We start from the raw sequence: 13,494 nt of genomic DNA, 5'->3' as shown, positions 1-13,494 counted from the left end.
CGCACCGATTGCGAGCGGAGAAAAGTCTGTTTGTTTTCTGCGGTAGGTCCTTGTTTTCATTGAAAATGAAATCGTTGTGTTTACAATCGTAAACATGCAGAACACGGATGCGCTCTCCATCGATGTCGGCGTGAGACTCAGGGCGGTGCGCGAGGCCCACGGCTATTCGCAGCGCGAGCTCGCGCGCCGCGCCGGCGTCACCAACGGTTTCATCTCCCAGCTTGAAGCGGCGAAGATCAATACCTCGCTCAGCGCGCTGAAACGCGTGCTCGACGGCATTCCGATCGGGTTGTCGGAGTTCTTCGCCTATGAGCCGGAGCGAAAGGACAGGGTATTCTATCAGGCGGAGGAGCTGGTCGAGATCGGCAGGGGCCGCATCTCCTATAGACAGGTCGGCGGCAATCTTCTCGGCCATGACCTGCAGATGCTCTACGAGGTCTACGAGCCTGGCGCCGATACCGGCCGGGTGATGCTGAGCCATGATGGCGAGGAGGCGGGCATCGTCATCGAGGGCCATCTGGAACTGACGGTGGAAGGCGAGCGCAAGATCCTCGGACCGGGCGATGCCTATCTGTTCAAGAGCCGCCGACCGCACCGTTTCAGGGCGCTGCGAAACGGGCGGTGCGTTGTCGTCAGCGCCTGTACGCCGCCGTCATTCTGAGCGCTCGAAAGAAGACGTTCTGCCTATGCCGAAGCTCAGGCCGGGCACATTTCCTGCAGGAGAACCTGGGTCGAGTCGATGTCCTTCACCATCAGCTCTCCGGCCCGCTCAGCCTCACCGGCCTTGAAGGCCTCGATCATCTCGTAGTGATAGGTCGAATAGGGGTGGATTGTGCCCTCGTTGATCTGGCGGACCACGAGGTCGGAGAGGATGCGCATGTAGGGACCAAGCCTGAGCCACAGCGTCTCGATCATCTGCGGCAGCACTTCCGAGCCGGAGCGTTCATAGATCGCGAAGTGGAATTCCTGGTTCTTGCGCAGCATATCGTAGACCTGGCCCTGCTTGCCGAGGGTTTCGTGCTCCTTGGCAAGCCTCAGGCAAAGCGCGATGTCTTCTGCGGTCATCCGCGTTGCGGCAAGCTTGGTCGCCAGACCCTCGATCGCCTTGCGCGCGCGGCAGAGATCGTCGAGCCGCTCGCGCGATACCGCCGGCACCCGGGCAGAGCCGCTGCGGCTGATTTCCAGTCCCTTTTCGGCAGCAAGCCGCCTGAGGGCTTCGCGCACCGGCATGTGGCTGGTGCCGAATTCGGCGGCGAGCGAGGAGATGGTGGTGACCTGTTCGGGCTCGAACTGGCCCCACATCAGCGCGTGTCGCAACTGCTCATAGACCCCGTCCTGAACCGTCACTCTTGAGGAAACCTTGGAAAGTCCTCTTTCGATCATCGTGCATCTCTCTTGATTGGCGCTCTTCGTCTGTCGGGGCAGGGGCCGTCAATGTCAAGCGTATGCCCCGTTTTAGCGGGTTTTCGCCCTGCGGAAGTGCTGCTCCAGCACGCCGACCAGCCGCACGAGTGGCAGCAGGAAGAGAAGATAGATGATCGCAGCGCCGATCAGCGGCGTTGGATTGGCATAGAAGGCCTGCTGGTCCTGCGCCTGTTTGAGAAGTTCCGGCAGCGCCACGGTGGAGGCGAGCGCGGTATCCTTGAACATCGATACGCAATTGCTGGTGGTCGGCGGAATGACGATCCGGATCGCCTGCGGCAGGATCACCTTCCAGAGCGTGATCGGAAAGGGCAGGCCGAGGGCTGCTGCTGCCTCGAACTGGCCGTTCGGAACGCTTTCGATGCCGGAGCGGAACACTTCCGCCGAATAGGCAGCCATCACCAGCGAGAAGGACAGGATCGCGGAGGTCCAGGCGGAAAAGCGGATGCCGACGAAGGGCAGCGCGTAGTAGACGAGGATCAGCACCACAAGCACCGGCATGGCGCGGAACACATCGATATAGGCGACCGTCAGAAACCGGATCGGTTTCGGCGCATAAAGGCGCAGGACGCAGATCAGGAGGCCTGTGCTGACGCCGAAGATGATGGCAAGGATGCCGAGAACCAGCGTGTTCCTGAGGCCGCGCAACAGGAGCGGAATGCTCGCGACCAGAACCTCGGTGTTGAAGAAGGTTTCGACCAGTGTCATGGGCGGCAACTCCCGGTAATATGCGCATGAAACAGCGCGCGCGCCCCGGCGCGGGACGGCGCCCGTCAGGGGCTTTGGGCGGCAGCAGGAAAAAGGGGCGCGGCTTCAGCCACGCCCCCAATCCGTCAGGGCATCGCGAAGACGGTGACGGTCGAAGACCCGGCCGGCGGCTCGGAGCCGAACCACTTTTCGTGGATCTTGGCCATGGTGCCGTCTTCCTTCATCGTCGTGATCGCCTCGTTCATGGCGTCGAGCTTGGGCGAATCCTTCGCCATCATCAGCCCGTATTGCTCGCCGGTCTTGATCCGGTCGGCAACTTCGAAGCCCTTCATCTTGGTGAACAGGTACTCCATGCCGGGCACGTCGGAGACCACGGCATCGACCCGGCCGGCGCCGAGGTCGAGGAACATGTCCTGCTGGGCGTTGTAGCCCTTGACCGCCTTGATGCCGAGCGCGGTCTCGTTTTCCTTCACCCATTTCTCGCCGGTCGAGCCGGATAGCACGCCGACGGCCTTGCCCTTCAGGCCCTCGGTTCCGGAAAGCGTGACGCCTTCCTTGACCGCGATGCCCATGTCGGAATCGTAATAGGGCTGGGTGAAGGACTGCGACTGGAGGCGCTCGGCCGTGATCGTGATCGAGGAGATCGCGACATCGATCCGGCCGGACGTGGTGGCGGCAAACAGCGCCTGGAAGCCGTAATCGGCAATTTCCGGCTCGAAGCCGGCGCGCTTGGCGGCTTCGGTGGCAATATCGACCTCGAAGCCTTCAAAGCTGCCGCTGGCATCCTTGAATTCGAAAGGCGGATTGCTGGGGTAGGCGCCGATCGCGATCGTTTCGGCGGATGCAGCCGAAAGGCTGCCGGCGGCAAGGCCGAATGCCGTTGCGAGCATGATGACGTGGCGACGGGTAAGCATCATTTTATCATTCTCCCTCTGGTGGAACCCGCATGCTGTTGCGCAGGCGGATGAGTGGCGGCGCGCTTCAAACGCCGCCCTTGTCGCAACGCTTCAGCCTGCATGGGCCGCGATGATCTCGCCCAGCACTTTGTCAAAGCGTCGGATTTCTGCAAGCGTGTTGTAGTGGAGCAGCGAGACGCGCACGGCGCCCGTATCCATCGAAAGGCCGAGCCGCTTCATCAGGCGCGGCGCGAACATGTGGCCGTCGCGGATGCCGATGCGCGCCTTGCCCATTTCTTCAGACAGCGTCTTCGGTGCAAGATGGGGAATGTTGAAGCAGATCGTCGGCACCCGGCGGTCGAAATTGGCCTCGTCGGAAATGCCGTAGATCACGGCGTCATGGCGCTTCAGCACGGCGATCATCTCGGCCATCAGGATGCGTTCGTAATCGCGGATCGCCGCCATCGCCGCGATGATCGCCTCTCGGCGCGTATGTGTGCCGCCGGCGAGAAAGCGTTCGCCCACGCTTTCGAGATAGCGCACCGCCGCATCCATGCCGGCGACGTTTTCATACGGGAAGGTGCCGACCTCGATCTTGTAGGGAGGAACGTCCGGAATGAAGTCTTCCTTGAAGGTGGGCAGCGCGCAGAGCGCTTCATACCGGCCCCAGAGAAAGCCCATATGGGGCGAGAAATTCTTGTAGCCGGAGCAGACCAGATAGTCGCAGTCCCAGGCCTGAACGTCGATCAGCCCGTGCGGACCGAAATGGACGCTGTCGATGAACACTTCGGCGCCTGCTTCATGGGCGATGCGGGAGACGGCGGCAACATCGACGATCGTGCCGATCGAATGCGCGGTTGCGGTGCAGGCAACGAGCCGGGTGCGATCGTTGACCAGCGGTTTCAGATCTTCGGGATCAAGCGTGCCATCCTCGCGCATATGCCACCAGACGATCTTCGCGCCGTTCGCCTCCAGCGCCATCCAGGTGGCGATGTTGGCGTCGTGATCCATGTCGGTGACCACGATCTCGTTGCGGGTGTCGAGCATCTTGGCGATGCCGAGGCTGACGAGGCGGATGAAGGAGGTGGCGTTGAGCCCGAAGGAGATCTCCTCCGGCCGAGAGGCATTGATCAAAATGGCAACGCTTTCGCGGGCGGCCTCGAGGCCGGCATCCACGCGGGCGCTGTGCTCATAGCTCGCCATCCGCTGGACATTGGCATCGATCAGGTGGTTGGTGACGGCGTCAACGACGCTCTGGGGCACCTGGGAGCCGCCGGCGTTTTCGAGAAAGATGAACTCACCGGCCTTGACGATGGCAGGAAACTGTTTCCGGATCTCCTCGACGGGAAAGCCGTTGCTGAGCGGGGTGGATTCGGTCTGCCGGTTCATGGATTTTCCTGTGTCGTTCCCGGCTGGCGACGCGCACCGCCGCCAGCATATTTTGTTGTTTTGATTATTTGATCACAGAGTATTTTAAAGTTCAACTATTAGTTTTGCCTCCGGGGTGATTGTCTGCGCACAGGTTATGAAGGCGGATGCTGGTTCCGGAGCGGCGCGCCGGAGACCCCGGCCGCGGCCATTGATGCGGGTGCCTTTGCAAGCCGCGCCGGAGAAAGATGACCTGCGACAGCTGGCTCAGGCCGCTTTCGGCTTGGCGAAGATGTCGAGGCCCTGGCCGGTTTCCAGATAGGATTTCATGCTGGACAGCACGATCGGCCAGCCCTTGATGACGCCGTTGGCCATGCCGCTGCCGACCACCAGATCGTCATGGGTTACAGTGAGCCGCACCATGTCGTCATAGGGTTCGATTTCAAAAGTCACCCGGCTGTAGGCCTCGGGATCGGCCGATTGCGATTCATTGGCCCAGCTGATGACGAGGCGGGACGGCGGGTTGATCTCGATGACCTTGCCGACGAGCTGGACCTTTCGTGTCTCATTCGCCCTGACGTGCTGCCAGCTTGAACCCTGCTTCCACTCGGAAACGTTTTCGTGTCCCCAGTAGCGGCTTGCCATCTCCGGCTTGGTGATCGCCTCGAACACTTTCTCGGGTGTCGAGACGATGTAGGTCACGTAAACGAAACTGGTCTTCTCTTCGTTCATTTGCTGTCTCCTTCGAGTTCTGTCTTGAGATCATGCAGCAGGGTGAGCCGCTGATGTTCGAATTTGCGGATCCACCGCTCATAGACTTCGTAGAGCGGCACGGGGTTGATGAAATGCAGCTTTTCGCGCCCGCGCCGGGTGCTCGAGACCAGATTTGCGGCCTCCAGCAGGCCCAGATGCTGGGTCGCCGACTGGCGGGTCATGTCGAGGTGTTCGCAAAGCTGGCCAAGCGTTTGTCCGTTCTGCGCGCATAAGAGGTCGAGCAGCTTGCGGCGTGTCGGATCGGCCAGGGCCTTGAAAACGGTATCGGTATCCATGGGTCTCACTTTCAACACGCTTCATTATGCAGGTATTTGCCTGCATGTAAAGGGCAGTTATTTACCTGCATTTTCTGGCAGCAAAAAAAGGGCGCCGGAGACCCGACGCCCTTCAGCTTGTTGACAAATGTCCCCCGGGGTCATCCTCGGGCTTGACCCGAGGATCCAGGCCGCCCGGCGAAGTCTCGTTATAAATCTTGCAAATTCAGCGCGTTAACTCGCCCGGATGCTCGGTCCGAGCATGACACAAGAACGAAGGGGCGATGACACACGATGGTCAAAGCTTGGTGATTTTTCAGCAGCCTGAAGGGCGCCGGAGACCCGACGCCCTTCTCTGCACAGGCCTGAACTATTCGAGTTCGCTCTGCAGCTTGGCGACGTCGTCCGTGGTCATCTCGCCAACAGTCTCCACGCTGCCGTCGGTGATCTTCCAGAGGCGGAACGGGCCGGTGATGTCGCCATATTGGTCGAAGCTGACCGGGCCGATGACGCCCTCGTAGCGGATCGTCTTGCCGTCCTTGATCAGCGCGAGCGCCTTTTCGAACTCTTCCTTACCGGCAAAGATCGGCTCGCCCTCAGGATCGGTGACCTTGTAGATCGCATCGCGGATCGCGGCCGGGTCTTCCGAGCCCGCAGCGGCAATCGCAAGGCCCACGATCGCACCGGCATCATAGGAGCGGTCGGCGGCCGGGTTGGTGGGCGCGATGCCGCCGGAAAACGCCTCGTAATTGGCGTTGAAATATTCCGTCGACTGGGTCGGATTGGTGCCGGACGAGGTGCCATAGGCGTCGTTCAGATAGTCCGCGCCGACGGATTCGATGAAGTCCGGGCTGTTCATGCCGTCATTGAGCAGGAATTTCTGCGGGCCGCCCTGCGAGATCCAGGAGCGTGCGATCGTGGCGCCGTCGATCGGATAGGAGATCAGGTAGAGCGCATCCGGATTGCCTTCGAGTGCGGCAGTGACTTCCGACTGGTAGCTCGACTGCTTCTCGTTATAGGGCGTTTCGGCAACGATCTCGCCGCCAAGGGCCTCATAGGCGCGGGAGAACTCCTTGAACATGTTCACGCCGAAGTCGTTGTTGACGTAGATGATCGAAAGCTTGGTGAGGCCCTGATCCATGGCGTATTTGGCCGCCGCCACGCCCTGCAGCGCATCGGATGTGATGGTGCGGAAGAAGATGCCGTTGGTCTTGCCCTCGCGGCCGAGCGCCGTCAGCGTCGGCGAGGACGAGGCGGGCGAGACCTGCACCACCTTCGCCGGACCGGTGACGGAGGTGAGGATCGGGATCGAGACCGACGAGATGATGCCGCCGATGATGACCGGCACCTTCTTGACCTGAACCAACTGGGTGGCGGAATCGACGGCGACATTGCCCTGGCTCTGGCTGTCGCGTGTGTCGGTCACGAGATCGCAGCCGCGCACGCCGCCGGCCTCGTTGATATCGTTGAATGCCATCTCGACCGACTTGGCGCCGGCCTGGCCGTATTCGCCGGCGGGGCCGGTCAGTTCCATCACCATGCCGACGGTGATCTCGCAATCGGCAGCGTTGGCGTGGCCTACGGCCATCACCAGCCCGAGGGCGGTGGTCAGATATGCAAATGTCCTTTTCATTGTCGTTCCCCTTTTATGGAATGGACGTTCAAAATTGCGGTTCTGCCTGTCTTGTTCCGGCGGCCGCCAGGCTCTGGCCGCCGGTATGTCTGGCGGCGCTACACCCTGCCGTCGTTGAGGTTGTAGTGCATGATGTTGCCATGCCGGCCGGTGCGGTCGCGCTCCAGCGTATAGACATCGCCTTCAAGCGGCGTCGCCGTCGCCATGACGGCCTCGATTTCGGCAATGTCCTGATCGGTGAGCGCGATTTCCATGATCCGCGCATTCGCTTCCGCATGGGCGCGGTTGCGGGCGCCGACGATGACGGCGGCAACGCGCGGACGCGTCAGCATGAAGGCGCTGGCGATGGTGGCGATATCGGTGTCGTGGCGGTCCGCAACGGCGCGCAGCGCTGCAAGCAGCGCCTGGAAATAGTCCCAGCCGCCGAGATCGTCGATGATCAGCTTGTACTTGACCAGCGAGCGGTTTTCGAGCGGCATGTCGGGCTCGGCAACGCCAAGCCATTTATCGGACAGGAAGCCGCCGGCGACCGAACCGTAACAGAGGAAGCGGAAATCCTTTTCCTCCGCCAGCGCCGTCAGCGGCCCGGCCGGGCGCTGGTCGAGCACGGAATATTGCAGCTGCTGGCTCACCAGCGGGATGCCGCTTTCGATGATTGCGGAAAGCCTCTCGGTGTCGAAATTGGTGGTGCCGATATTGCGGATCTTGCCCTCGCCCTTCAATTCCAGAAGCCAGTGCATCGCATCGATGTAGCGGGGATGGGCATAATCCCACCAGTGAAACTGGACGAGGTCCAGCCGGTCGGTCTTGAGGCGCCCAAGCGACTGGTCGACAATGCCGCGGATATAGTCGCGGCTGATCACCGGCAGCACGTCGAGATCCGGCACCAGCTTGGTGTGGACCTGCATCCGTAGAGCTTCCGCCGCGCCGCGTTCCCGTTTCAGCTTCTCCCGTGCAGCGCCGATCAGCGCCTCGACTCCGGTATAGATATCGGCGCAGTCATAGGTGGTGATGCCGACATCGAAGGCGGCAATCAGATCGTCTACGGCACTTGACCGGTCGATTTCACCGTGGCCGCCGGCAAGCTGCCAGCCGCCGCGGATCACGCGGGGAATGGTATAGCCGGGCGCGAGTTCGAATGTTGTGTTGGTCATGCGTCATCCTTCGGCAGGGCTACGGCAGTGGTCTCGGCGTGGCTGAAGCGGCGGCGGCCGATCCGGGTAATCTTCAGCCGGCTTGCGCAATTGGGATCGGGGCAGGCGATCTCGGCGTCCGAGGTCATCCAGTCATTTCTGTGGGTGTCGCGCTGCTTGGCGGCGAGCAGCGGCAGCACGGCGGAAAGCGAATAGATCGAAAAGCCCTGGCCATCCGGCATATGCAGCATTTCGCCGCGCAGTTCGAAATGATCGCCGGGCCTTGCGCCGCAATAGATCGGCTTGCCCTCGGGCACGATCGCCTCGACCCTCAGATCGTAGAGCTCGAAACTGTCGTCGCTCATCCGCCGCTCCTTGAGAAGATGACCTCGCAGGCGCCGTTTCTGCGGATCGTGCCGCAGGCCGTGGCAAAGCCCTCAAGGTCGGCTGCAGGCACCTTCGCAACCACGCTGCCGGCAAGCCAGCCGATGGGGAACAGAAGCCTGGCGCCCGGTCCGTAAAACAGGCCGATATCGAAGATCGGGTTGGGGCTGCCGCCCCACATCCGTTCCGGCACATAGCTGAGCACGATGTCGCCGGGCTGCGGGTTGAGCGTGGCATTCTCCGGCGGCAGCGGCTTTGCGTAGCGAGCGCCTTCCAGATGGGCGGCGGGGATCGGGCAGGAGATTTCCGGTCCCGTCCACATCGCATGCATGCCGCCCACGGTGCGCTCTTCTGCAAGATAGTCCCAGAAGAAGGCGGCGTTTTCCGGTGCCCTGCCGGAAAGGAGAGGCGCCTTGATATCGAGGCCGGAAACGGTTTCGCGGATATGGATCATGCGGTCTGTCATGGAGTACTCGCTGTTTCTTGAAGCTGCGCGCTGAGAAAGGTGAAGGGGCGGCTGATATCGGTCACGAGCGCCTGACGCGCGGCGTCTGCGTCGCGCCTTTCAAGCGCTTCGACCATGGCGCGGTGATAATAGCCGACATCCGGGCTGGTGCGGTCCTTGGCCGCGCGCGAGAAGGCATAGGCCGCCGATCGCGTGCAGGGTCCGGATTGCAGCCACAGGCTCTCGATCATCGGCAACAGCACCGAAGAGCCGCTGCAGCGATAGATCGCGAAGTGGAATTTCTGGTTCAGCGTCGATTCCCGGTCGAAGTCGCTCGGCACGCTGAGATCTTGCGGCTCGCCCCATTCGGCAAGGATCAGGTTGAGTTCGGCGATATCGCGTCCGGTCATACGCGGGCAGGCAAGCGCTATCGCCTCCCCCTCGATCAGGATGCGCGTCTTGAGCAGGTCGTCGACCCGCTCCAGCGTAACGGGCGGCACCCGGACGGAACGCTGCGGCAGCGCCTCCAGCGCCTTTTCGGTGACGAGCCTTCCCAGCGCTTCACGCACCGGCATGGTGCTGGTCATCATCGCATCGGCGAGACCGCGTATGGTCAGCACCTGTCCGGGCTCGAACAGGCCGGCGATCAGCGCGCGGCGCAGCTCCTTGTAGACGCGGTCCTGAACGGTTTCCCGCTCCACCGGCAAAAGCCTCAATCCCTCGCCATCCGTCCTTGCCAGGCTCTGTTTCATTGTCCCCCGCCAGCATTTTTTGTTGCGGGAATATTTAAACCTGAATATCGTGATCAAAACAAGTGTGATCACAGATCAAAATTAGCTCGAAGCGGGCAAGGGGAATGATGACAGATGAAAATGGCCGGGCAGGACCGGACCATGTCCTGACGGTGAGCCATGCGGCCAAGAATTATGGCGGCTTGCTGGCGGTCAACGACGTTTCGTTCGCGCTGAAAAAGGGCGAGATCCTCGGCCTGATCGGTCCGAACGGCGCGGGCAAGACGACGATGTTCGATCTCGTCGCCGGCAGCCAGAAACCGACTTCCGGCAGCATTGCGATCCATGGGCGCGAGGTTTCCGGCCAGAATGCCTGGCGCCGAATCGGCCACGGGCTGGGCCGCACCTTCCAGATCCCGCGTCCTTTTCCCGAGTTGAGCCTGATCGACAATGTCATGCTCGCCCGCCAGAGCCAGACCGGCGAGGGCGTGATCGCCAATTTCCTGATGCCGAAGAAGGTGGCGGCCGAAGAGCGGCGTGCCCGCGAAAAGGCCCGCGAGCTGATCGCCTTCGTCATGCTGTCCCATCTCGAAAACGAGCCCGCCAAGGTGCTTTCCGGCGGCCAGCGCAAGCTGCTCGAGCTTGCCCGCGTGCTGATGGCCGATCCCTCGATCATGCTGCTCGACGAGCCGGCCGCCGGCGTCAACGCCACGCTGCTGGAAGTCATCATCGACCGTATCCGCGAGATCAACGCCCGTGGCATCTCGTTCCTGCTGATCGAGCACAATATCGACATGGTCAGCCGGCTCTGCGGCCGGGTTCTGGTGATGGCGAGTGGCGCGCTGCTCTGCGAGGGTACGCCGGATGAAATTTCCCGCGATCCGCGCGTGATCGAGGCCTATCTCGGAGGTGGCGCATGAGCGGGCCGGTATTGCAGGTGAACGAACTGGTCGCCGGCTACGAGCCGGGCGTTCCGATCGTGCGCGGCGCGTCGATCCGCGTCGATCAGGGCGAGATCGTCGTCGTGCTCGGGCCGAACGGCGCGGGCAAGTCGAGCTTCATCAAGGCGATTGCGGGCCTGGTGCCGAAATCCGGCGGGAGCGTGCATCTTGCCGGTGAGGACATCACCGATGTGTCCGCCCACGAGATGGTGCGCCGGGGCCTTGCCTTCGTGCCGCAGACGGAAAACATCTTTCCGCTGATGAGCATCGAGGACAATCTGAAGGTCGCCGCCGCCATCCTGCCGAAGAAGGACATCGCGCCGGGCCTTGCCGAAATCTACGACATCTTCCCGGATCTCTCCGCACGGCGGCGGACGGCTGCGGGCAATCTCTCCGGGGGCCAGCGGCAGATGCTGGCGGTTGCGCGCGCTCTGATCGTGCGGCCGAAGCTTCTGGTGCTGGACGAACCGTCTGCGGGCCTGTCGCCCAAATTCGTGACCATGGTTTTCGACATGCTGTCCGAAATCCGCGGCCATGGTGTCACCATCCTGCTGGTCGAACAGAATGCCCGCGCGGCGCTCGCCATCGGCGATCGCGCCTATGTGCTGGTGGAAGGCAAGGACCGGCATGAGGGCGTGGCCTCCGAGCTCTGGAATGATCCGGTGGTCGCCGAACTTTATCTTGGCCAGCGCGGAAAGCGCGACGGGAGCCCCGCATGAACCCGCAATTCCTCATCGACGGCGCGCTGAACGGCGCGATGATCGGCCTTGGCGCCATCGGCGTGACGCTGACCTATTCGATCCTGCGTTTTTCGAACTTCTCCCATGGCGATCTGATGGCCTGGGGCTCTTACGCGACGCTCACCGTGCTCGGCATCATCGGGGCGATCGTCGGCAAGGTGGCGCCGATCAAGCCGCTCTCCTTCGGCTGGCCGCTGATCCTGTCGCTCGTCATATCGATGGCGCTGATCGGCCTGATGGCGATCGCGCTCGACAAGGTGCTGTTTTCGAGGCTTCGGGCCAAGGGACAGATGATCATCGTGGTGATGGCAAGTTTCGGCGCCTCGATGGCGCTGCGCAACATGCTGGAATTCCTGTTCACCGCGCGACCGGCCTATTTCAGCCGTGCGATCCAGATCGCCATGCCGCTCGGCTTCGGCCTCAGGATCACGCCCGATCAGATCGCGCTTCTGGCGCTGACAGTCGTGCTGGTGACGGCCGTGCATCTGATGATGACCCGCACCCATGCCGGCCGTTCGATGCGGGCCGTCAGCCAGAACCCGGCGCTTGCGAAAGTGGTCGGCATCGATGTCCGCAATGTCGTGCGGCTTACCTGGATGACGGGCGGCGCGCTTGCCTGCGTCGCCGGCGTCATGATCGGCATCCTGGTGCAGATCCGCCCGCTGATGGGCTTCGACATGCTTCTGCCCATGTTTGCAGCCGCGATCCTCGGCGGGATCGGCAGCGTGCCGGGCGCCGTCATTGGCGGCCTTATCATCGGTCTCAGCGAGGCCGCAGCGGTGCAGCTCATCGGCGCGGAATGGCGCGCCGCAGTGTCGTTCATCATCCTGATGGCGGTTCTGTTTGTCAGGCCGATCGGCCTTTTCGGAGTGAAGGAACGATGATTGATCTTGTTGGCTACGGCGCCTTCTTCCTGACGACGGCCCTGATCTTTGCGCTGATCACCCTCGGCCTCAACCTGCAATGGGGGCTGACGGGCCTGTTCAATGTCGGCGTTGCGGGTTTCGTGGCGATCGGCGCCTATACCTCCGCAATCTTCACGACGCCCCCGGATCCTGCCCGTTTCGGCGGTTTGGACTGGCCGATCCTGGCTGGCTGGCTGGCGGCGATGGTAACGGCCGGCATTGCGGCTGCGATCACCGGTTTCGCCACGCTCCGGCTCAAGGCCGATTATCTCGCGATCACCACGTTTGGCGTGGCGGTCGTGGTCCAGCTGGTGGCGCTCAATACCCAGGGCCTTACCGGCGGCCCCTTCGGCATCGGCTTCATCCCGCGCCCCTTCGCGGAGCTTGCTTCGACACCGTTCCGCTTCAACATGGCAATCCTCGGCGTTGTCGCGCTGGTAACGCTGATTGCCTATCTGGCACTCGAGCATCTTTCCAAAAGCCCGTGGGGCCGGGTGCTGAGGGCGCTTCGGGAAGACGAGACGGCGGCCGTTTCGCTCGGCAAGAGCGCGCGCTTCTACCGCGTCCAGGCCTTTGCCATCGGCGGCGCGGTGATGGGGCTTGCGGGCGCGGTGCAGGCCCATTTCATCGGCTTCATCGCACCGGAAAACTATCTGCCGACGCTGACCTTCCAGGTCTGGGTGATGCTGATCGTCGGCGGTTCGGGCAGCAATCGCGGCGCCATCCTCGGTAGTATTCTGGTCTGGGCCATCTGGGCGGGATCGGGTGCGATGCTCTCGGCGCTGGTGCCGACCGATCAGCAGGCCCGCGCCGCCTCGCTGCAGATCGTCGCCATCGGCGTCATGCTCTGCGTCATCCTGCTGGTGCGCCCCGAGGGCATTCTGGGCGCGCGCATCAGGCGTCGCCGCAAGGCCAAAGCACGACCGGCGTAATCTGCCGGTCCGTAGACCTCGCGCTTTCCAGTTCGAGAAGCGTTACAGCTTCAAAATTCCCCTTGAGGCTAGAGCGGTTCTGTATTTGACGGAAACGTCAGATTGTTGACAGACCCGCCTCACTCTCCTCCGTCATGCTCGGGCTTGACCCGAGCATCTAAGCACATGTCAGCCCGACAGGCGTGGCGGATGAAAATCCATTTAAACACAGATCATTGTTCACCGCAC

General features: G+C 62.2%; 16 protein-coding genes. 5 read left to right on the top strand and 11 right to left on the bottom strand.

Features of this window, described 5'->3' with window-relative positions; all coding sequences use genetic code 11:
* Positions 1 to 94: 94 nt before the first annotated feature.
* Entirely contained in the window at positions 95 to 661 is a 567-nt protein-coding gene (locus HPQ62_RS18520) for a cupin domain-containing protein (protein WP_174804166.1), read from the top strand.
* A gap of 35 nt (positions 662 to 696) precedes the next feature.
* On the opposite strand, the gene HPQ62_RS18515 is transcribed toward HPQ62_RS18520, so the two are convergent.
* From HPQ62_RS18515 to HPQ62_RS18465, 11 genes are all read right to left on the bottom strand, one after another.
* A complete protein-coding gene (locus tag HPQ62_RS18515) occupies positions 697 to 1,383 on the bottom strand; it encodes a GntR family transcriptional regulator (protein ID WP_174804076.1) in 687 nt (228 codons plus the stop codon).
* Between the two features lie 72 nt (positions 1,384 to 1,455).
* Positions 1,456 to 2,130, bottom strand: a complete 675-nt coding sequence (locus tag HPQ62_RS18510) for an amino acid ABC transporter permease (RefSeq protein ID WP_174804075.1) — start codon at positions 2,128 to 2,130, stop codon at positions 1,456 to 1,458.
* Positions 2,131 to 2,255: 125 nt separating this feature from the next.
* Positions 2,256 to 3,047 carry an ABC transporter substrate-binding protein gene (locus HPQ62_RS18505; protein WP_174804074.1) on the bottom strand — a complete coding sequence of 264 codons (792 nt, stop codon included), beginning with the start codon at positions 3,045 to 3,047 and terminating at the stop codon, positions 2,256 to 2,258.
* Between the two features lie 90 nt (positions 3,048 to 3,137).
* Positions 3,138 to 4,415, bottom strand: coding sequence for a cysteine desulfurase-like protein (locus HPQ62_RS18500; protein WP_174804073.1), 1,278 nt, complete (start codon positions 4,413 to 4,415; stop codon positions 3,138 to 3,140).
* Between the two features lie 246 nt (positions 4,416 to 4,661).
* Positions 4,662 to 5,126, bottom strand: a complete 465-nt coding sequence (locus HPQ62_RS18495; RefSeq protein WP_174804072.1) for an SRPBCC family protein — start codon at positions 5,124 to 5,126, stop codon at positions 4,662 to 4,664.
* A complete protein-coding gene (locus tag HPQ62_RS18490; RefSeq protein WP_174804071.1) occupies positions 5,123 to 5,443 on the bottom strand; it encodes an ArsR/SmtB family transcription factor in 321 nt (106 codons plus the stop codon). The genes HPQ62_RS18495 and HPQ62_RS18490 overlap by 4 nt, the downstream gene beginning before the upstream one ends.
* A gap of 349 nt (positions 5,444 to 5,792) precedes the next feature.
* A complete protein-coding gene (locus HPQ62_RS18485) occupies positions 5,793 to 7,055 on the bottom strand; it encodes an ABC transporter substrate-binding protein (protein ID WP_174804070.1) in 1,263 nt (420 codons plus the stop codon).
* Between the two features lie 98 nt (positions 7,056 to 7,153).
* The gene (locus tag HPQ62_RS18480) at positions 7,154 to 8,209 is read right to left on the bottom strand and encodes an aldo/keto reductase (protein WP_174804069.1); all 1,056 of its coding nucleotides are present in this window, start codon (positions 8,207 to 8,209) and stop codon (positions 7,154 to 7,156) included.
* Positions 8,206 to 8,553: a TIGR04076 family protein gene (locus HPQ62_RS18475; RefSeq protein WP_174804068.1), complete on the bottom strand. Its 348-nt coding sequence runs from the start codon at positions 8,551 to 8,553 to the stop codon at positions 8,206 to 8,208. The genes HPQ62_RS18480 and HPQ62_RS18475 overlap by 4 nt, the downstream gene beginning before the upstream one ends.
* The gene (locus HPQ62_RS18470; RefSeq protein ID WP_174804067.1) at positions 8,550 to 9,038 is read right to left on the bottom strand and encodes a DUF3830 family protein; all 489 of its coding nucleotides are present in this window, start codon (positions 9,036 to 9,038) and stop codon (positions 8,550 to 8,552) included. The genes HPQ62_RS18475 and HPQ62_RS18470 overlap by 4 nt, the downstream gene beginning before the upstream one ends.
* Positions 9,035 to 9,769 carry a GntR family transcriptional regulator gene (locus HPQ62_RS18465; RefSeq protein ID WP_174804066.1) on the bottom strand — a complete coding sequence of 245 codons (735 nt, stop codon included), beginning with the start codon at positions 9,767 to 9,769 and terminating at the stop codon, positions 9,035 to 9,037. The genes HPQ62_RS18470 and HPQ62_RS18465 overlap by 4 nt, the downstream gene beginning before the upstream one ends.
* Positions 9,770 to 9,876: 107 nt before the next feature.
* On the opposite strand from HPQ62_RS18465, the gene HPQ62_RS18460 reads away from it, so the two are divergent.
* The 4 genes from HPQ62_RS18460 to HPQ62_RS18445 are packed head-to-tail and all read left to right on the top strand — an operon-like array spanning position 9,877 to position 13,266.
* Positions 9,877 to 10,668 carry an ABC transporter ATP-binding protein gene (locus HPQ62_RS18460; protein ID WP_244629774.1) on the top strand — a complete coding sequence of 264 codons (792 nt, stop codon included), beginning with the start codon at positions 9,877 to 9,879 and terminating at the stop codon, positions 10,666 to 10,668.
* Complete coding sequence (locus tag HPQ62_RS18455) at positions 10,665 to 11,408, top strand: ABC transporter ATP-binding protein (protein ID WP_174804064.1); 744 nt, start codon at positions 10,665 to 10,667, stop codon at positions 11,406 to 11,408. Before HPQ62_RS18460 ends, HPQ62_RS18455 begins: the two co-directional genes overlap by 4 nt.
* Positions 11,405 to 12,313: a branched-chain amino acid ABC transporter permease gene (locus HPQ62_RS18450; RefSeq protein WP_174804063.1), complete on the top strand. Its 909-nt coding sequence runs from the start codon at positions 11,405 to 11,407 to the stop codon at positions 12,311 to 12,313. The genes HPQ62_RS18455 and HPQ62_RS18450 overlap by 4 nt, the downstream gene beginning before the upstream one ends.
* Complete coding sequence (locus tag HPQ62_RS18445) at positions 12,310 to 13,266, top strand: branched-chain amino acid ABC transporter permease (RefSeq protein ID WP_174804062.1); 957 nt, start codon at positions 12,310 to 12,312, stop codon at positions 13,264 to 13,266. The genes HPQ62_RS18450 and HPQ62_RS18445 overlap by 4 nt, the downstream gene beginning before the upstream one ends.
* Positions 13,267 to 13,494 lie beyond the last annotated feature (228 nt).

Source organism: Martelella limonii, from assembly GCF_013344475.1.
GTDB classification, from domain to species: domain Bacteria; phylum Pseudomonadota; class Alphaproteobacteria; order Rhizobiales; family Rhizobiaceae; genus Martelella; species Martelella limonii.
The sequence above is the reverse complement of the archived record's forward strand: the minus strand, read 5'-3'. Positions and strand labels throughout refer to the sequence as shown.